The sequence below is a fragment of the Escherichia sp. WS338 genome, assembly GCF_046486405.1.
Taxonomy (GTDB): domain Bacteria; phylum Pseudomonadota; class Gammaproteobacteria; order Enterobacterales; family Enterobacteriaceae; genus Escherichia; species Escherichia coli.
Genome location: NZ_JBJQLL010000009.1, coordinates 1 through 18,867 on the forward strand (window position 1 = coordinate 1; position 18,867 = coordinate 18,867).

General features: G+C 47.3%; 17 protein-coding genes and 4 pseudogenes. 11 read left to right on the forward strand and 10 right to left on the reverse strand.

Annotated elements, in window-relative coordinates; genetic code table 11:
• Positions 1–55, reverse strand: a 55-nt coding sequence (locus tag ACJHWT_RS10210) for an IS1 family transposase (RefSeq protein WP_129692851.1), incomplete at its 3' end; no start/stop codon positions are given.
• A gap of 56 nt (positions 56–111) precedes the next feature.
• Between ACJHWT_RS10210 and dgcM the strand changes: the two are divergent.
• Positions 112–969 (forward strand): annotated as a pseudogene (gene dgcM / locus ACJHWT_RS10215) (diguanylate cyclase DgcM); the annotation flags it as partial.
• Between the two features lie 20 nt (positions 970–989).
• Here the strand turns inward: dgcM and smrA are convergent.
• The 3 genes and pseudogenes from smrA to ACJHWT_RS10230 form a co-directional block, all read right to left on the reverse strand.
• Positions 990–1,553, reverse strand: a complete 564-nt coding sequence (gene smrA / locus ACJHWT_RS10220) for a DNA endonuclease SmrA (protein WP_001046821.1) — start codon at positions 1,551–1,553, stop codon at positions 990–992.
• A gap of 253 nt (positions 1,554–1,806) precedes the next feature.
• Positions 1,807–3,262 (reverse strand): annotated as a pseudogene (locus ACJHWT_RS10225) (DHA2 family efflux MFS transporter permease subunit).
• On the reverse strand, positions 3,259–4,287 hold the full coding sequence (locus ACJHWT_RS10230; RefSeq protein WP_000587186.1) for an HlyD family secretion protein: 1,029 nt from the start codon (positions 4,285–4,287) through the stop codon (positions 3,259–3,261). Before ACJHWT_RS10230 ends, ACJHWT_RS10225 begins: the two are co-directional and overlap by 4 nt.
• Before the next feature lie 96 nt (positions 4,288–4,383).
• Here ACJHWT_RS10230 and ACJHWT_RS10235 point away from each other — a divergent pair, with 96 nt between their 5' ends.
• A complete protein-coding gene (locus tag ACJHWT_RS10235) occupies positions 4,384–5,199 on the forward strand; it encodes an AraC family transcriptional regulator (protein WP_000156573.1) in 816 nt (271 codons plus the stop codon).
• Positions 5,200–5,372: 173 nt separating this feature from the next.
• Here the strand turns inward: ACJHWT_RS10235 and ACJHWT_RS10240 are convergent.
• Positions 5,373–5,568: pseudogene (locus tag ACJHWT_RS10240) on the reverse strand (LysR family transcriptional regulator); the annotation flags it as partial.
• 20 nt (positions 5,569–5,588) lie between these two features.
• Between ACJHWT_RS10240 and ACJHWT_RS10245 the strand changes: the two are divergent.
• The 4 genes and pseudogenes from ACJHWT_RS10245 to uspE all read left to right on the forward strand — a co-directional run.
• Positions 5,589–5,732, forward strand: a pseudogene (locus ACJHWT_RS10245) (AbgT family transporter); the annotation flags it as partial.
• Between the two features lie 10 nt (positions 5,733–5,742).
• Positions 5,743–6,258 (forward strand): methylated-DNA--[protein]-cysteine S-methyltransferase, encoded by a 516-nt coding sequence (gene ogt / locus ACJHWT_RS10250; RefSeq protein ID WP_000945000.1) that lies wholly within the window; start codon positions 5,743–5,745, stop codon positions 6,256–6,258.
• Positions 6,259–6,452: 194 nt separating this feature from the next.
• Positions 6,453–7,205, forward strand: a complete 753-nt coding sequence (gene fnr / locus ACJHWT_RS10255; RefSeq protein WP_000611911.1) for a fumarate/nitrate reduction transcriptional regulator Fnr — start codon at positions 6,453–6,455, stop codon at positions 7,203–7,205.
• 151 nt (positions 7,206–7,356) lie between these two features.
• The gene (uspE, locus tag ACJHWT_RS10260; RefSeq protein ID WP_001262123.1) at positions 7,357–8,307 is read left to right on the forward strand and encodes a universal stress protein UspE; all 951 of its coding nucleotides are present in this window, start codon (positions 7,357–7,359) and stop codon (positions 8,305–8,307) included.
• 49 nt (positions 8,308–8,356) lie between these two features.
• Here the strand turns inward: uspE and ACJHWT_RS10265 are convergent, their stop codons facing one another.
• Positions 8,357–8,614, reverse strand: a complete 258-nt coding sequence (locus ACJHWT_RS10265; RefSeq protein WP_000605090.1) for a DUF2534 family protein — start codon at positions 8,612–8,614, stop codon at positions 8,357–8,359.
• 243 nt (positions 8,615–8,857) lie between these two features.
• Here ACJHWT_RS10265 and ynaI point away from each other — a divergent pair, with 243 nt between their 5' ends.
• Positions 8,858–9,889 (forward strand): low conductance mechanosensitive channel YnaI, encoded by a 1,032-nt coding sequence (gene ynaI / locus ACJHWT_RS10270; protein WP_000559883.1) that lies wholly within the window; start codon positions 8,858–8,860, stop codon positions 9,887–9,889.
• Between the two features lie 50 nt (positions 9,890–9,939).
• Here ynaI and mppA read toward each other — a convergent pair whose 3' ends face one another.
• Both mppA and pgrR read right to left on the reverse strand, forming a co-directional pair.
• Positions 9,940–11,553 (reverse strand): murein tripeptide ABC transporter substrate-binding protein MppA, encoded by a 1,614-nt coding sequence (mppA, locus tag ACJHWT_RS10275; protein ID WP_000682999.1) that lies wholly within the window; start codon positions 11,551–11,553, stop codon positions 9,940–9,942.
• A gap of 336 nt (positions 11,554–11,889) precedes the next feature.
• Positions 11,890–12,789 carry a DNA-binding transcriptional regulator PgrR gene (pgrR, locus tag ACJHWT_RS10280; protein WP_000817700.1) on the reverse strand — a complete coding sequence of 300 codons (900 nt, stop codon included), beginning with the start codon at positions 12,787–12,789 and terminating at the stop codon, positions 11,890–11,892.
• A 137-nt stretch (positions 12,790–12,926) separates the two neighbouring features.
• Between pgrR and ACJHWT_RS10285 the strand changes: the two genes are divergently transcribed.
• The 3 genes from ACJHWT_RS10285 to mpaA all read left to right on the forward strand — a co-directional run bounded on the left by ACJHWT_RS10285 (position 12,927) and on the right by mpaA (position 15,575).
• Positions 12,927–13,847, forward strand: a complete 921-nt coding sequence (locus tag ACJHWT_RS10285) for an alpha/beta hydrolase (RefSeq protein WP_001563307.1) — start codon at positions 12,927–12,929, stop codon at positions 13,845–13,847.
• 70 nt (positions 13,848–13,917) lie between these two features.
• Positions 13,918–14,556, forward strand: a complete 639-nt coding sequence (locus ACJHWT_RS10290) for an SDR family oxidoreductase (protein WP_000800179.1) — start codon at positions 13,918–13,920, stop codon at positions 14,554–14,556.
• A 290-nt stretch (positions 14,557–14,846) separates the two neighbouring features.
• Positions 14,847–15,575 (forward strand): murein tripeptide amidase MpaA, encoded by a 729-nt coding sequence (gene mpaA, locus ACJHWT_RS10295; RefSeq protein WP_001296042.1) that lies wholly within the window; start codon positions 14,847–14,849, stop codon positions 15,573–15,575.
• Here mpaA and ycjG read toward each other — a convergent pair.
• Positions 15,550–16,515 carry an L-Ala-D/L-Glu epimerase gene (gene ycjG, locus ACJHWT_RS10300; protein ID WP_001317797.1) on the reverse strand — a complete coding sequence of 322 codons (966 nt, stop codon included), beginning with the start codon at positions 16,513–16,515 and terminating at the stop codon, positions 15,550–15,552. The genes mpaA and ycjG overlap by 26 nt on opposite strands.
• A 118-nt stretch (positions 16,516–16,633) precedes the next feature.
• Between ycjG and tpx the strand changes: the two genes are divergently transcribed.
• Positions 16,634–17,140, forward strand: a complete 507-nt coding sequence (gene tpx / locus ACJHWT_RS10305; RefSeq protein WP_000084387.1) for a thiol peroxidase — start codon at positions 16,634–16,636, stop codon at positions 17,138–17,140.
• 43 nt (positions 17,141–17,183) lie between these two features.
• On the opposite strand, the gene tyrR is transcribed toward tpx, so the two are convergent.
• Positions 17,184–18,725 (reverse strand): transcriptional regulator TyrR, encoded by a 1,542-nt coding sequence (gene tyrR, locus ACJHWT_RS10310; protein WP_001306544.1) that lies wholly within the window; start codon positions 18,723–18,725, stop codon positions 17,184–17,186.
• Between the last annotated feature and the right edge of the window lie 142 nt (positions 18,726–18,867).

An 18,867-nucleotide genomic window follows, 5' to 3' on the forward strand; every position in this document is an offset into this window, starting at 1 on the left:
GCACCACCCCGTCAGTAGCTGAACAGGAGGGACAGCTGATAGAAACAGAAGCCACTGGAGCACCTCAAAAACACCATCATACACTAAATCAGTAAGTTGGCAGCATCACCCAAAAAACAAGGTTTTTATGCGCGCTTTTTTCTGACTAACTCTGCACCAATGTTGTTGATTGACCCCTCACGAGATGGCCAAATCGTCGATGCTAACCTCGCCGCGCTCAATTTCTATGGCTATAACCATGAAACGATGTGCCAGAAACATACTTGGGAAATAAATATGCTCGGGCGACGCGTCATGCCTATCATGCATGAAATTTCGCATTTACCCGGTGGCCATAAGCCTTTGAATTTTGTTCATAAACTGGCGGATGGTTCGACTCGTCATGTGCAGACCTATGCCGGTCCGATTGAAATTTATGGCGACAAGCTCATGTTATGTATTGTGCATGATATTACTGAGCAAAAACGGCTGGAGGAGCAGCTGGAACATGCTGCCCACCATGACGCGATGACCGGATTACTGAATCGGCGACAGTTTTATCACATTACCGAGCCAGGCCAAATGCAGCACCTCGCCATCGCTCAGGATTACAGCTTATTGCTCATCGACACCGATCGTTTTAAACACATTAACGATCTCTATGGGCATTCTAAAGGTGATGAGGTGTTATGCGCCCTCGCCCGCACCCTCGAAAGTTGCGCTCGCAAAGGCGATTTGGTGTTTCGTTGGGGAGGCGAAGAGTTTGTCTTATTGCTACCAAGAACCCCACTGGATACCGCGCTTTCGCTGGCTGAAACTATCCGCGTAAGCGTGGCAAAAGTGAGTATTTCGGGCTTACCACGCTTTACCGTCAGCATTGGTGTGGCGCATCACGAAGGAAATGAAAGCATCGATGAACTGTTTAAACGCGTTGATGATGCTTTGTATCGGGCGAAAAATGATGGACGCAACCGCGTGCTGGCGGCATAAGCCGCGGATGCGTCTCGAGATCAACGGCTGCGCTTAGCGTGGCGCTCCCAGTTTTCTTGCTTCGCCTGCGCCGTTTTACGTAGTGCGACGTAACACGCCCCGCTGCCGCCATGATGCGGTAGCGCGGTGCAATATGCCTGAACATCATCAAATTCGGTCAGCCAGCGCGCCACATAGCTGCGGACAATATTGGCATGCGATTTATCATCCCGCCCTTTACCATGAATAATCAGCACGTTACGCAAACCATCCGCCATGGCTTGTTGAATGAAACTGAACATCATTTTGCGGCACTCTTCCACCGGCTGGCGCAAAAGATTCAGGCTCGCCTGTTGCGGATATTTACCACTGCGCAGCTTATCCAGCACCCCATGTTGCAACCCTTCCCGCCGAAACTCCAGCGGCTGACTTAGCGGGATGATGTCGAGAAATCCGGTGGTGAGGAAATTATCAAGTTGCAGCGTGTCGATACGCTGCGGCGCACGTTGGTTACGCGTTGGATGCCAGTGGACATCTGTAGCACGTTTCAGCGGCTGGACATCTTCCATGGCGTCAAGAAACAGCGATTTGTCGTCAAGGTTCATGTAACCTCCTATGCACCTTCACACGTCGTGATTCAGACGGGTTAATTGTTCATACTTACTGCATCGTTCCCTTCACAGATTGAAACAATACTCTACTTCATACCTGTGAGTATCTGCGCAGGCGGGGCATTTTATACTAGCCTGTTAGCAGTATCGAACAGTTTAGCCCGAGTTTAATTCAGCACAGGCTCCGATCAGGATGATTTATTCATAGCAGGAACCAACAAAAATGCGATAAATAACAGACCACTGATTAGCAGAAAGGTATCCGAAAATGCCATAGTTTGCGCCTCCCTCAGCATCAACTGACTCAATAATTTGGTTGAAGCCAGTATTTCCGATGTCTGGTCACTTCCACTGCGATTAAAAAACAAAGCACTTCTGGAAATGAAGTCATTCACCGTATGGGGAACAGAAACCATTTTTTCACCCATTCTCGAAAAATGAAAATTAGTTCGATTATTGAGAATAGAGCCACACAGGGCAATACCAATCGCGCCCCCAAGATTACGTGTTAAATTAAATACACCAGAGGCTAACTTCAGCCGTTCCTTTGGAATTCCCCCCAGCGTTAATGTTACGATGGGGGCCATCGCAAACTGCTGCGAAATCCCTCTAATTGCCTGTGGAAACAGTAACTCCTGCCATCCCCATTCGTGGGTTATAGGGGTAAAAAGATACATTGAAAACACAAATCCACCCAGCCCCGCCATCAACAGCCATCGCAGATTTATTTTTTTACTTAACCAGAAGTAAAAGGGAACAGAAAATAACTGGAAAATACCTGTTGTGCAAACGGCAAAACCTATCTCTTCGGCATTTAATCCGCGAACCTGCCCCAAAAACACAGGTATTAAATATACAGTAGAGAATATCCCAACCCCTCCAGAAAAAGAAAAAAAACATCCCAGCGTGAAATTTTCATCCTTAAAAGCATGAAGATCCATTATCGGATTGGATATTGTAAGTGTACGCGCAGCAAATAAAATAAAACTCACCAATGCCAGAACTGATGTCAGCAAAATAGTATTATCATCCAGCCATCCCCAGCGCGCTCCTTCTTCAAGGGTATATTCCAGACATCCCAGTGTCATGGCCAACAGGATAATACTCGGATAATCAGCAACTTTCAGTAAAGAGAGATCAGGTTTATCAAAATTAACCAGAAAAGGAATACTCAAAACTAAATATATGCCAGGTAATATATTGATATAAAATAGCCATCGCCAGTCGAGGTTATCAGTGATCCAGCCCCCCAGAGTTGGCCCTAGCGTCGGTGACAGTGAGGCCAGCGCACTGACTACCGCAGCAGCCAACCCCAACTCTTTACCCTGGTAATAAATAAACGCCGTCGTGAAAACTAAAGGGATCATGGATGCGCCAGCCGCTCCCTGTAAAGCACGAAACAAAATCATGATCTGAATATTCCATGCAAGTCCACACGCGATACTCATTAAAGTAAATATTCCCGCGGATAGAGTAAAAAGCCAACGAGTGGAAAATACCCGTGACAGCCACCCAGAGAGCGGAATAACAATAATCTCAGCAATTAAATAGCTGGTCTGAAGCCAGGCCATTTCGTCTTTACCTGCGGACAGACCACCACCTATTTCATTTAGGGATGACGATACAATTTGAATATCAAGCTGAGCAATAAATAATCCCATACACATACTGGCGAAAGCAATATGTTTACGCATAGACATCATCTCTCATCGACACTGACGGTGACGGACAGTCCCGGGCGAAGAAGTTGCTTTAATTCCTTTGCGTCGTCAAATGCAATCCGTACCGGGACACGCTGAACAATTTTGGTGAAATTGCCAGTGGCATTTTCTATCGGAATCAAGCTGAAACTGGCTCCTGTCGCTGGGGAAAGGCTTTCAATGTGACCGTGAAACACTTCCCCTTTGAGAATATCAGCACGGATCTCAGCCTTCATTCCTGGCTTCATTCCCGCTATTTGGTTTTCTTTATAATTTGCATCAACCCACAACTCACTGACTGGTACAAGTGAAACTAACGATGTGCCGCCTTCCACCCAACTGCCTGTATGGGCGCTGCGGTTTGCGACAATGCCATCAATCGGCGCACGAACAAGGGTATATTCCAGATCCAGTAGTGCCTGAGTCAAAGCGGCCTGAACTTCTTCGATACTCGCACGTACGTTTTCTTCCTGAGCAGATAAAACTGCCAGCCGTTGCTTCTCCACCAGGAAATCGTTCGCGGCTTTGCGCTCCTTTGCTGCGACCTGCTGGTAGTCAAACCTGGCGTTATCAATAATTTGCTGCGATATTGCCGCTGATTGTACGAGTTTTTCATAACGTTCAGTATCTCGCAGGCGCTTTTGCTCCTCATGTTTTACTGCCTGCCATGTTTCACTGGCACTTTGAATTATCGACTGCTGCATCGTAATAGTGGCTTGAATGCTTTCGAGATTGGCTTTTCTACTTTTTATTTTTGCCTCAAGCCTGGCGACATTTGCACGATAATCCCGATCATCGAGACGCAGGATAATATCGCCTTTTTTTACGCTCTGATTATCACGCACCTCTATAGCAGAAATATAACCAGAAACTTTACTTGCCACCGTGGTAATATTACCACCAATGTAAGCATCATCCGTCGTCTGTATAAATCTTCCTTTGCTTACCCACCAGATAAAAAAGACAACGCCAGCCAAAATAATACCGATCGCTACTACCCCAATAAGCTGTTTTTTAGAAATTATCATCACTCTTTACACCGTATATATCCGGAAACTTGCATTCGCCATATTTAAAATTTAACATGGCTTATTTGATGATTTCTGACAAAATACCTACTGTAAATGACAATCACACTGCAACCCAAAGCATCACCAGGGCATCACATTATCGGACTGGATTCGGAACATCTGAATGGAGGCACAGTTCCCTGGCATAAACATCTCTATGCCCAGTTGCTTTACCCGGCTGAAGGAGTCGTTCGTGTATGGGCTGGAGAAAGCGTCTGGCTAGTGCATGCCAGCAGCGCGCTTTGGCTGCCCCCACAAATGCCGCATAAGTTTGTTGCGACAGGCAACGTACTTTTAAAAACCGTACTGGTTTCAGAAGCGGAAAGTGAAACGCTGGGAAAAGTTTGCTTCATGACGGGTATTTCACCCCTGTTAAGAGAATTACTAATTGCAATTAACCAACTTCCACCGTCGCAAAGTACCACAGATAAACAACAGTTACGTTTTTCAGCCCTCGAGACACTGATACTTCAGGAAATAAAAATGGGGGTGAAAATGTCACTTGAACTCCCTTGGCCAAATGATGAGCGGCTACAGCAGCTTTGTGAGAATTTGCTAAACAACCAAGGGTATCTGCCAACACTGGATAATCTAGCGGATAAAATTAACGTCAGTAGCCGTACACTCATGCGCTTATTTGTTAAAGAGACGGGATTAACATTTCGCCACTGGGTTCAGCAAATGCACGTTATTTCTGCAGTGACGCTTCTTGATGATGGATATTCGTTGACCAAAATTGCCCATCGTCTGGGCTATGCCTCAGCTGAATCGTTCGGCAATATGTTTAAGCGTCGAACGGGCTACTCGCCCGGTAAATTTACTCGTCGATTAACGATGCATGATTATGCAATCACAAGGCAAATGATTTAACTTATATTTTCGTGAAATCTGTCACTGAAGAAAATTGGCAACGGATGGGTAAAACCGTTATAACACTGTCACCGGTCACCAGGACCCCAGGCCGGATTTAAGACGAGGATGCACTGCTGTGTGTACTGTAGAGTCTGGCGGATGTCGACAGGCTCTATTTTTTTATTCATTTTTTAGCTCTGTAAATAACCACATTCTCGCCGGGATTGGGGAATGAGTGACGAGATCAGTGGTGTCTGGCGGCTATCACGCCACAGAATCAAATAACAGATAGCCTACGGTAAAATTTCGCTGACTGGAATTATCCCACCCTCGATCCATGTGATGGCTTGCCCTCATTTCTTCAGGCAGAAAAATCAAAAAATCGCTTTATGCTATCAGACTGCGACAAACCAGACGCGAAACTGGGTACTTACTATTCGTTAGTCTTGCCCTATCCGCTTATCTTTTTGGTGGTATGGCTGCTGATGTTGCTGGCGTGGTATCTTGTTGGTCTGCCGATAGGTCCGGGGATTTACCCACGTTTGTCTTAAGAGAGAACGGATGCTGAGATTACTTGAAGAAAAAATTGCCACGCCACTGGGTCCACTATGGGTGATTTGCGATGAGCAATTTCGCCTGCGGGCGGTTGAATGGGAAGAGTACAGCGAACGCATGGTGCAGCTGCTGGACATCCATTATCGCAAAGAAGGCTATGAGCGCATTTCTGCCGCCAACCCAGGTGGTTTAAGCGACAAGCTTCGTGAATATTTTGCCGGTAATCTTAGCATTATTGATACGCTTCCCACTGCCACGGGGGGGACGCCATTTCAGCGCGAAGTCTGGAAAACACTGCGCACCATCCCCTGCGGGCAGGTAATGCATTATGGCCAACTGGCTGAACAATTAGGCCGCCCTGGCGCAGCGCGTGCCGTAGGTGCGGCAAATGGATCGAATCCCATCAGCATCGTCGTACCTTGCCATCGGGTTATTGGCCGAAACGGCACCATGACCGGATATGCAGGCGGAGTTCAGCGAAAAGAGTGGTTATTGCGCCACGAAGGTTATCTTTTGCTGTAAACATTAAACAATTTGTGCCAGCTTGTTCACACTTTTATATAAAGTTACCCTTAACAACTTAAGGGTTTTCAAATAGATAGACATATATTTACATCTAATATCGGAATTCTCTGCTGTTAAGGTTTGCTTAGACTTACTTGCTCCCTAAAAAGATGTTAAAATTGACAAATATCAATTACGGCTTGAGCAGACCTATGATCCCGGAAAAGCGAATTATACGGCGCATTCAGTCTGGCGGTTGTGCTATCCATTGCCAGGATTGCAGCATCAGCCAGCTTTGCATCCCGTTCACACTCAACGAACATGAGCTTGATCAGCTTGATAATATCATTGAGCGGAAGAAGCCTATTCAGAAAGGCCAGACGCTGTTTAAGGCTGGTGATGAACTTAAATCGCTTTATGCCATCCGCTCCGGTACGATTAAAAGTTATACCATCACTGAGCAAGGCGACGAGCAAATCACTGGTTTCCATTTAGCAGGCGACCTGGTGGGATTTGACGCCATCGGCAGCGGCCATCACCCGAGCTTCGCGCAGGCGCTGGAAACCTCGATGGTATGTGAAATCCCGTTCGAAACGCTGGACGATTTGTCCGGTAAAATGCCGAATCTGCGTCAGCAGATGATGCGTCTGATGAGCGGTGAAATCAAAGGCGATCAGGACATGATCCTGCTGTTGTCGAAGAAAAATGCCGAGGAACGTCTGGCTGCATTCATCTACAACCTGTCCCGTCGTTTTGCCCAACGCGGCTTCTCCCCTCGTGAATTCCGCCTGACGATGACTCGTGGCGATATTGGTAACTATCTGGGCCTGACGGTAGAAACCATCAGCCGTCTGCTGGGTCGCTTCCAGAAAAGCGGTATGCTGGCAGTCAAAGGTAAATACATCACCATCGAAAATAACGATGCGCTGGCCCAGCTTGCTGGTCATACGCGTAACGTTGCCTGATTTTTCCGCATAACTCACTATCCTTCTGTCATATCATTAAATTTTTCTGATTTATTGATCTGGCAGAAGGTTCATCACTGTTTCATTCACCAGATATGGGTTAATCTTTTAATTACAAACTGCGTTGACAGTTGTTGTAAGGAGACCCTGTATGGCTATGTATCAGAACATGCTCGTTGTTATCGATCCTAACCAGGACGACCAACCAGCATTGCGGCGAGCTGTTTATTTACATCAACGGATTGGTGGCAAAATTAAAGCCTTTTTGCCGATCTATGACTTCTCATACGAAATGACCACCCTGCTCTCTCCGGACGAACGTACCGCTATGCGTCAGGGCGTCATCAGCCAGCGTACAGCCTGGATCCACGAGCAGGCAAAATATTATCTCAATGCTGGCGTTCCCATTGAAATTAAAGTGGTCTGGCATAACCGTCCTTTCGAAGCCATCATTCAGGAAGTGATCAGCGGCGGGCACGATTTGGTGCTAAAAATGGCGCACCAACATGACCGTCTGGAAGCGGTGATTTTTACGCCAACGGACTGGCATCTGTTACGCAAATGCCCAAGCCCGGTGTGGATGGTGAAAGACCAGCCGTGGCCGGAAGGGGGTAAGGCGCTGGTGGCGGTGAATCTCGCCAGTGAAGAGCCGTATCATAATGCGCTCAATGAAAAACTGGTCAAAGAGACGATCGAACTGGCGGAACAAGTCAACCATACCGAAGTTCATCTGGTTGGCGCTTATCCGGTAACGCCAATTAATATCGCGATTGAACTGCCGGAATTTGATCCGAGCGTTTATAACGATGCCATTCGTGGGCAACATTTGCTGGCAATGAAAGCCCTGCGGCAGAAATTCGGCATTAATGAAAACATGACGCACGTAGAAAAAGGTCTGCCAGAAGAGGTGATTCCTGATTTGGCGGAGCATTTACAGGCGGGGATTGTGGTTCTGGGCACGGTCGGACGCACCGGTATTTCAGCGGCATTCCTCGGCAACACGGCGGAACAGGTGATTGATCATCTTCGCTGCGACCTGCTGGTCATTAAACCTGACCAGTATCAGACACCCGTTGAACTGGATGACGAAGAAGACGATTAACGACTCTTCAATAACTGACAAGGCCCGAGTTATCGGGCCTATTTTTTACTTACTGCTCTTCGCCGCCAAGAAAATAAATTCCCAACGGGATTGCCAGCAACACAGTAAAGACCAGGCTATAAACAAAAATCATCGATGACTGAATCACATACATTGATGTCGTCCACTCAGACAGCGGAATATTGTACTGTTCTATAACGCCGCCGATGGTCGCGCGAGTCACAACCGACGCCGCAATAATGAAAACCGCCAACAAACCAAAGAGAAATTTCTTCCCTTTCGCTGACTTCAGTTTCGCCATAATCATGATGTAATCCTTGTGCAGACAAATTTCTTGTTACCTAAACGTAACAATACCATGACATTTCACCGTTGTCTGCTCTGAAAACCTCACCTCTTAGCTGGATTTACAATCAACGCATTGATTAGTTAGCTAATGTTGCTACTTCCTTCCCTGACTATTGATGATCTGAATGAATTGTCGCGGTAAAATAGCCCCGCCAGGGGTTTCCGGCATGACGACAATTATCTGGAGGAGCCTGATAAAACAATGATCGCTGAACTGTTTACAAATAATGCGCTAAATCTGGTCATTATTTTCGGTAGCTGCGCAGCATTGATTCTGATGAGCTTTTGGTTTCGCCGCGGAAATCGTAAAAGAAAAGGTTTTTTATTCCATGCGGTGCAATTTTTAATCTACACCATAATTATCAGTGCTGTTGGTAGCATCATTAATTATGTTATAGAAAACTATAAACTCAAATTTATCACCCCAGGCGTTATCGATTTTATCTGTACGTCCCTGATTGCGGCTATTCTGACGATTAAGCTATTTCTGCTGATTAATCAGTTTGAAAAACAGCAGATTAAAAAAGGTCGCGATATCACCAGTGCGCGGATTATGTCGCGTATCATCAAAATCACCATTATTGTGGTGCTTGTTCTGCTTTATGGCGAACATTTCGGCATGAGCCTTTCTGGCTTGTTGACCTTTGGTGGTATTGGTGGTCTGGCTGTCGGTATGGCCGGTAAAGATATTCTGAGTAACTTCTTTTCCGGGATTATGCTCTATTTCGACCGTCCTTTTAGTATTGGCGACTGGATCCGTTCACCGGACAGAAATATCGAAGGTACAGTAGCGGAAATTGGCTGGCGAATTACCAAAATTACGACCTTTGATAATCGTCCGTTGTACGTACCGAACTCGCTGTTTTCGTCAATCAGCGTAGAAAACCCAGGACGAATGACCAACCGGCGCATTACCACGACCATTGGTTTACGTTATGAGGATGCGGCAAAAGTGGGCGTTATTGTCGAAGCCGTACGTGAGATGCTGAAAAATCACCCGGCCATCGACCAGCGACAAACCTTACTGGTTTATTTCAACCAGTTTGCTGACTCTTCATTGAATATTATGGTTTATTGCTTTACCAAAACCACGGTATGGGCTGAATGGCTTGCTGCACAGCAAGACGTTTATTTGAAGATTATCGATATTGTACAGTCACACGGCGCGGACTTTGCCTTCCCCAGCCAGACGCTGTATATGGATAACATTACACCGCCGGACCAGGGTCGCTAAATCAGACATCACTGGCGTTATCCACAAGGGTAACGCCAGTTCCCATCACATCAATGCTTCACAATATACATAGTCCGACTGTACGCCACATCTTCCGGGTTATTAATGGGATAACCTTTCAGCCACGGCTTGATTAATCGTCCATTGGTATATTGATAAATTGGTGCAATCGGTGCTTGCTCCATGAGGATTTTTTCTGCCGCATTGTAATCGGCATTACGCGCTTTAACGGTATTTTCCGTTGATGCCTGGGCCAGTACTTTGTCGTATGCCGGATTGTTAAAGCGTGAAATATTTCCTGAATGCGTTGACGTTAATAATGTCAGGAAAGTGGAGGGTTCATTATAATCCCCTACCCACGAGGCTCGGATAACATCAAAATTGCCGGTGTTACGGCTATCGATATAGGTTTTCCATTCCTGATTTTGCAATTTAACATCTAAGCCAAGGTTCTTTTTCCACATTGATGCTACAGCAATCGCAATTTTTTGATGGTTTTCTGAAGTGTTATACAAAAGCGTCAGCTTCAGCGGTTTTTGCGGACCATAACCAGCTGCGCTCAACAAAGTTTTTGCCTGCGCATTCAGTTCTTCCTGACTCATTTGTTCAAACGGCGAAGGTTCCGGCGTAAATCCTGCAGTAACATCTGGTGTAAAATGCCACGCTGGCTTTTCGCCCGTTCCCAACACTTTTTCGGTCATCAGGCGGCGATCTATCGTCATACTTAATGCCAGGCGAACACGCTGATCGGCCGTCGGCCCTTTTTGCGTGTTAAACGCATAATAATAGGTCCCGAGCTGTGGCGGCGTATAAACCTGCCCCGGAATATCCTTCAACAGCTTCTGATACATATTTTTCGGGAAGGATTCGGTGATATCAATATCCCCCGCGAGATAACGCTTAGTGGCTGCGGATTCCTGATTAATTGGCAGGAAGGTCACTTTTTGCAGCACCGTTTTGGCGTTATCCCAATAATGGGTATTCGGTACCACGACCAGTTTTTCATTGACTACGCGCTCTTTAAGAACATAAGCGCCATTACCGATCAGATTTCCGGGTTTCGTCCACTCTTTACTGCTTTCTACGTTGGCTTTTTGCACCGGGAAGAAGGCAAAGTTAGCGGTTAAATTCACAAACCACGGCAACGGTTTATCAAGCTGGATTTTCAAAGTTTGGGCATCAACTGCGGTGACGCCAAGCTGGTCAGGCGCGGCTTTACCATCAATAATCGCCTGTGCGTTGTTGATTCCCGCCAGCGCGGCAAACCATGCAAATGGCGACAATGTTTTTGGGTCCACCAGACGTTGCCAGCTGTAGACAAAATCTTGCGCCGTTACCGGTGTGCCATCCGCCCATTTTGCGTTATCGCGCAGGGTAAAAGTCCAGATACGGTTGTCATTACTTTTCCACTGAGTCGCAACGCCGGGGACAATCTCCCCTTTCTCGTTCTGATTCACCAGTCCTTCAAACAGATCGCGAATGACCTGAATCTCTGGCAGGCCCACGGCTTTAGCGGGATCCAGCGACGCAGGCTCATCTTTAATGTGGCGCACCAGCTCCTGCTTCTCTGCCAGTACTGTGCCGCTCGGAACTTCAGCAGCATACGAAAGAGAAATGCTGCTGACCAACAGCGCACAACACGTGACTGAAACAGAGTGCTTCATAAGTTTCCCTCTAACCGACATTAAAATTGATGCGTAATTATTTGTTTCGCCTTAAAGAAATGCAAACAACTTCCATCAAAAAAGTGACAAAGGAAGCATCAAATGTTTTAAGTATCAATATATCAAATCAGATTTAGTGTAAATAATAGTCTCCAAAATGCGGTAAAGCACATAGAACTCCGAACACTACGTTCGGGCTTCGCACGTTCAAACCCGTTTTCGGTATCATAATCAGCATCTGTCGCCATTGTACGAAGAATAAAAAATAACCAAAACGTTGAAAGGAACTGAGAATACGTTAAGAGAAAAATTAAATTAATGTATCAGCAAGTAGTGCTAAACAGCACCTTTATACTTCAGCCTATCTATAAATAATGAGAATGCCGAGCCAGCATGTCGACGGTGTGGATAGTACAGGTGATAACCGGGTAAATCTGGTGTGAATTTATCCAAAACACGTATCAGTTTTTTTTCTTTAATAGCCCGCTCAACCTGATCATAAGGTAGATACGCCAATCCATGCCCATCAATTGCAGCATCAATGATCAGGTCTATCGTATTCAGTAAAAGCTGACCTTCCATGCGAACACGAACTTCACGTCCACCGCGTATTAATCTCCAGCGATTTGCTGTACCCGATGTGGGAAGATACAAATTAATTGCCTGATGATCTATTAATTGTGACACTGAGGTTGGAGCACTTCGACGAGAAAAATAATCCGGTGAGCCAACAATAGCCATTGGTATATCTGGCCCGATTCGAATGGCGATCATATCTTTATCCATCTCCCCACCCAGACGGACGCCTGCATCAAAACGTTCAGAAACGACATCGGTCAAACCATAATCAATGGTAAGCTGGATATCAATTTCAGGATGCGATTTCAGGAATGTGCGCATAGCTGGTAACAATATCGTTTTTGCTGCATGTTCTACAGTAGTAATACGTATTGTCCCGGATGGGCGGTTCTGCAGATCGCTCAGGGATGTCAGGGCAGAATCTATGTCATGCAACATAGGGCCAAGAACAGACAAAAGATGCTCGCCCGCTTCAGTGGGTACAACGCTGCGCGTGGTTCGTGTCAGAAGCCGCAATCCCAATCGTTCTTCTATACGGCGCACTATCTGGCTTAAAGCTGACTGCGCCATGCTCAGGCGGGCTGCTGCGCGAGTGAAGCTACGCTCCTCTGCAACGACGACAAACGCCATCAGATCAGCGATTTCTTCACGCTTCATTCAGTATCTCCATACAATCTATTAATCATTTAAATGATAGGTCTAATCATGATTTTGGGTCTAATCAACTTAATGATCAATATCTATAGTGATATCACCAACCGTCAAAACGAACCGACAACTCCATGAGGAACGGAATGATGAATAATAAAGTCAGCTTCACTAACAGCAATAATCCAACCATCTCTTTGTCTGCAGTGATCTATTTCCCTCCAAAATTTGATGAAACCCGTCAGTATCCGGCAATTGTGGTATCTCACCCAGGTGGGGGCGTTAAAGAGCAAACGGCTGGAACCTATGCCGAAAAACTGGCGGAAAAGGGATTTGTCACTATTGCTTATGACGCATCTTATCAAGGTGAAAGCGGCGGCGAGCCGCGTCAGTTAGAAAACCCATACATTCGTACTGAAGACGTCAGTGCCGTGATTGATTACCTGACAACGCTTTCTTATGTCGACAATAGCCGAATTGGTGCGATGGGAATTTGTGCCGGTGCAGGATATACAGCCAATGCTGCAATTCAGGATCGCCGCATCAAGGCCATCGGTACTGTTAGTGCGGTCAATATTGGTTCGATGTTCCGTAATGGTTGGGAAAACAATGTGAAATCTATAGATGCCCTACCATACGTTGACGCGGGTTCAAACGCCCGAACCAGCGATATTAGCAGCAGAGAATACGCCACTATGCCACTGGCACCAATGAAGGAGTCCGATGCGCCGAACGAAGAACTGCGTCAGGCCTGGGAGTATTACCATACCCCTCGCGCGCAGTATCCAACAGCACCGGGTTACGCTACTTTGCGCAGCCTTAACCAGATTATTACCTATGATGCTTACCATATGGCGGAAGTGTACCTGACTCAGCCGATACAGATTGTGGCGGGCAGCCAGGCAGGGAGCAAATGGATGAGTGACGACCTGTACGATCGAGCATCAAGCCAGGATAAACGCTATCACATTGTTGAAGGCGCAAACCATATGGATCTTTATGACGGCAAAGTCTATGTGGCTGAAGCAATTTCAGTATTAGCTCCGTTCTTTGAGGAAACTCTGTAATGAAACATATTCAAATCCGTAATAGTGATATGGCCTGGCATATTGCTGCCAATAATCTGGGAAAAGTTTCATGAAAAATGTACTGATTCTTGGTGCTGGCGGTCAGATAGCCCGCCATGTGATTAATCAACTGGCAGATAAACAAACCATTAAACAAACTTTATTTGCCCGTCAGCCAGCAAAAATCCACAAACCCTATCCCACTAATAGCAAGATTATTATGGGGGATGTACTGAATCATGCAGCACTGAAGCAGGCCATGCAGGGACAGGATGTTGTGTATGCCAACCTTACGGGGGAAGATTTAGATATTCAGGCAAATTCAGTGATCGCTGCGATGAAAGCCGGTGATGTTAAACGTCTGATCTTTGTTCTTTCCCTCGGTATTTATGATGAAGTTCCAGGAAAATTTGGCGAATGGAATAATGCAGTTATTGGTGAACCCCTAAAACCATTCCGCAGGGCTGCAGATGCAATTGAGGCTTCTGGACTGGAATATACAATTCTTCGCCCTGCCTGGCTGACTGATGAAGATATTATTGATTATGAGCTTACCTCACGCAATGAACCATTCAAAGGTACGATCGTATCACGTAAGAGTGTCGCAGCATTAATTACAGATATCATCGATAAACCTGAGAAACACATTGGTGAGAATATAGGAATCAATCAACCCGGGACTGATGGCGATAAGCCATTCTTCATGTAAATCAATTATATAGCTACCATCGTACTGTACTATGTGCAGTACGATTTATTAAACTTATTAAGGTGAACTGATCAATCAGATGCGATTAACATGTGTAGAACCAGTAAGAATAAAATACGCCATGTATATAACATTACGACAATTCTAATATCTGCACATCAATGAAAATGCAAACAACTTCCGGCAAAAAAGTGATACAAGATCGATAACATAGCGTTGAAGAAAAGGATTTGATAATCCGCAAAATTTGCACAACACTGCCTGTAATACTTCCTGAACCAGAGACGATCATGACCGTAACTCGCCCACGCGCCGAACGCGGCGCATTTCCGCCCGGTACAGAACATTACGGACGTTCATTATTGGGCGCGCCGTTAATCTGGTTTCCGGCCCCTGCAGCCAGTCACGAAAGTGGTTTGATTCTGGCTGGCACTCACGGTGATGAAAACTCTTCGATCGTCACGCTCTCCTGTGCTCTGCGGACTTTGACACCGTCTTTGCGCCGCCATCATGTGGTGCTGTGTGTGAATCCTGACGGCTGCCAGTTAGGGTTACGGGCCAATGCTAATGGTGTGGATTTAAACCGAAACTTTCCGGCGGCGAACTGGAAGGAAGGTGAAACCGTTTATCGCTGGAACAGCGCCGCTGAAGAACGTGATGTCGTATTGCTGACAGGTGACAAACCTGGCTCCGAACCTGAAACCCAGGCGCTGTGCCAGCTTATACACCGCATTCAACCTGCCTGGGTGGTCTCATTCCACGATCCGCTGGCCTGTATTGAAGATCCCAGACACAGCGAATTAGGTGAATGGCTGGCCCAGGCGTTTGAATTGCCTCTGGTAACCAGCGTCGGTTATGAAACGCCTGGCTCTTTCGGTAGTTGGTGTGCAGATCTCAACTTGCATTGCATCACCGCAGAGTTTCCACCCATCTCCTCCGACGAAGCCAGCGAAAAATATCTCTTTGCGATGGCAAACTTGCTGCGCTGGCATCCTAAAGATGCAATTCGCCCGTCGTGAACTGAAGCGCCGGTTCCACATCTACCGCCAGCCAGGTCGGTCCGTCAAGATCGGCGAAACTGACCTGCGGCACCAGCGGTAAAGCGGCGCTAATGGCCCGAGAGGTACACAACATGCAGCCCAGCATCAGACGAAAACCTTGTGCACGCGCTTCAGTCGCCAGCGCCAGCGCTTCCGTCAGACCACCGGTTTTATCAAGCTTAATGTTAACCATCTCATAGCGCCCTTTCAGCGCCTTCAGATTGCTACGAGTATGACAACTTTCATCAGCACAAATCGGTAACGGATGAATAAAATTCTCCAGCGCCGCATCGTCCTGCGCAGGGAGCGGTTGTTCAAGCATCGCAACGCCTAAATCCGCCAATAGCTGGCAACGCGCCGCCAACCCTTCTGCACGCCAGGATTCATTTGCGTCAACGATCAGCGTCGCATCGGGCACAGCGGTGCGAATTGCCACCATCCGCTCACTGATAAGATGGTTATCCAGCTTTACTTTCAGTAATTTCGCGCCTGCCTGCCAGAGTGTTGATGCACTATTGGCCATCTGATCAGGCGTACCGATGACTACCGTCTGGGCAGTGGTGACTGTCTCGGGAAGCGTTATGCCGATCAAATCAGCCAGCGATTGCTGCTGTTTTCGCGCCGCCAGATCCCACAATGCACAATCCAGCGCATTACGTGCTGCGCCGGCAGGGAGGATTTTTTGCAACTCCTCCCGTGTCAGCCCTTTCTCTAATTGCGGCACGACGCTCATAATTTGCGCCATTACCGAGGCATCACTTTCTCCATAACGCGGATACGGCGTGCATTCACCGGTGCCTTTAATACCTTCTTCTTCCAGTTCAACCACCACCACGCGCGCTTCACTGCGACTTCCCCAAGCAATCACAAACGGGGTATGTAAGGGCCAGCCTTCCTCGAATACCTTAACGGTTCTCATCTTTACTCCTTGTTGTCGCGGTGGTCTGCGGATTAAGCGCAAATAGCGTTTGCTGTGTTATTGACAGTTAGCATAAACTAGGTGTGACGTTAACTATATGTAAACAGGAAAGATAATCATGTCACAAACCGTTCATTTCCAGGGCAACCCGGTTACAGTCGCCAATTCCATCCCGCAGGCGGGTAGCAAAGCGCAGACTTTTACTCTCGTGGCAAAAGATCTGTCTGACGTCACCCTCGGTCAGTTTGCGGGTAAACGCAAAGTGCTGAACATTTTCCCGAGTATTGATACCGGTGTTTGCGCCGCATCAGTACGTAAGTTTAACCAACTGGCAACAGAGATCGACAACACCGTTGTGCTGTGTATCTCTGCCGATCTGCCGTTCGCCCAGTCTCGTTTCTGCGGCGCAGAAGGTCTGAACAACGTTATCACCCTCTCCACTTTCCGTAACGCTGAATTCCTGCAAGCCTACGGTGTGGCAATTGCTGATGGCCCACTGAAAGGTCTGGCAGCGCGTGCCGTTGTGGTTATTGATGAAAATGACAATGTGATTTTCAGCCAGCTGGTGGATGAAATCACCACCGAGCCGGATTACGAAGCAGCTCTGGCTGTACTGAAAGCATAAGTTAATATGCCTGATGGTGTTGCACCATCAGGCATATTCGCGCTTACTCTTCGTTCTTCTTCTGACTCAGACCGTATTCCCGCAACTTATTGGCAATCGCGGTATGTGAAACGCCGAGACGTTTTGCCAGTTTGCGCGTGCTGGGATAATTGCGATAAAGCTGGGTTAATACCGAGCGTTCAAAACGACTGGTGATTTCGTCCAGCGAACCTTCCATCGCATCTTCGCCCACGGCTACCGTTGCGGCGTCATAATCCGGCAACAAAATATCCTGTGGACGCAGCTCATAACCGTCCAGTTGTGTCAGTGCGCGATAGATAGCGTTCTTTAACTGCCGCACATTTCCCGGCCACGCATAACGTGTAAGCACAGTATTCAGGTCAGCGGCCAGTTTCGGACGCGGCACGCCCTGCTCGTCGGCAAAGCGGGCGACGAACAGCTCGGTTAACGGCATGATGTCCTGCGGACAGTCACGTAGCGGCGGCAGATTGAGCGTCAACACGTTCAGACGATAATAGAGATCTTCACGGAACACGCCTTTTTGCACCAGTTCGACCAAATTCTTCTGCGTAGCGCAAATCACCCTTACATCGACATGCACTTCATGATCTTCACCAACTCGACGGAAAGTACCATCATTGAGGAAACGCAGTAATTTCGCCTGCATCCTTGGCGACATCTCGCCTATCTCATCTAACAGCACCGAACCACCGTTCGCCTGCTCAAAGAACCCTTTTTTACCTTCCGGAGCATGACCAAACAGTTCACTCTCGACCGCATCTTCCGGTATAGACGCGCAGTTCAGCGCCAGGTAAGGTTTGCCCGCTCGTGGGCTTGCCTGATGGCAGGCGTAGGCAAAGAGATCTTTACCTGTACCGGTGTCACCCGTAATCAGCAACGGCGCGCTTAGCATCGCCAGTTTCTGCGCCTGTTCGACAACATGCTTCATTTTCGGGCTGACGGCGACAATTTGACTGAAGGCACTGACGTCCTGGGCGGCGACATTCTGCAACTGACGGCCCATACGAATCGTCGAGCGCAACATCACCACCGCACCGGTCAGAACATGTTGATCATTTTCATCCTGAAGATAAACAGGCGTAATCTCCATCAGGAAATTCTGCCCATTAATAACAACATGCTCGTTATGCGAGTCTTGCGGTTCGCTTTCCAGCCAGCGTAAAAAATTAAAGCCGTTAATTAATTGCGCGGCGGTATGGTTGCGCAGGCGATCCAATTTTTGCCCAAAAAGCTGACAGCTCGCCGGGTTCGCCATATCCACTTTGCTTTTCATATCAACAGAAAGCACAGGCTCAGGCAACGCCTCCAGTAACGCGCTCAACGCCAGATGCTCACGTTCGGAAGGCATCCACGGAACAGTGCGCACATCGGTAACACCTGCAATACGGCGTATTTCGGCCATCAGACTGCTGAAACTTTCAAATTCCAGTTCGGCAAAATTGAGGTAGATTCGCCCAATGGGGTCAATCTCAATACCGCGTAAATCAATGCCTCTCAGCACCAGTAGATCGAGTAATTCGCGGGTCAGACCAAGTCGGTCTTCACAAAAGACTTCCAGACGCATGGGAACCTTCACCTGAAAAAAGAACAATTAATATGATGATATGACACTATTTGGATAGCAGGAAGGTTTCTGTCAACAATGATTGACACAAAGACGGAAAAACGGGCACTTCGGCGTAAAGATATCCGGTCAGCACCCGATA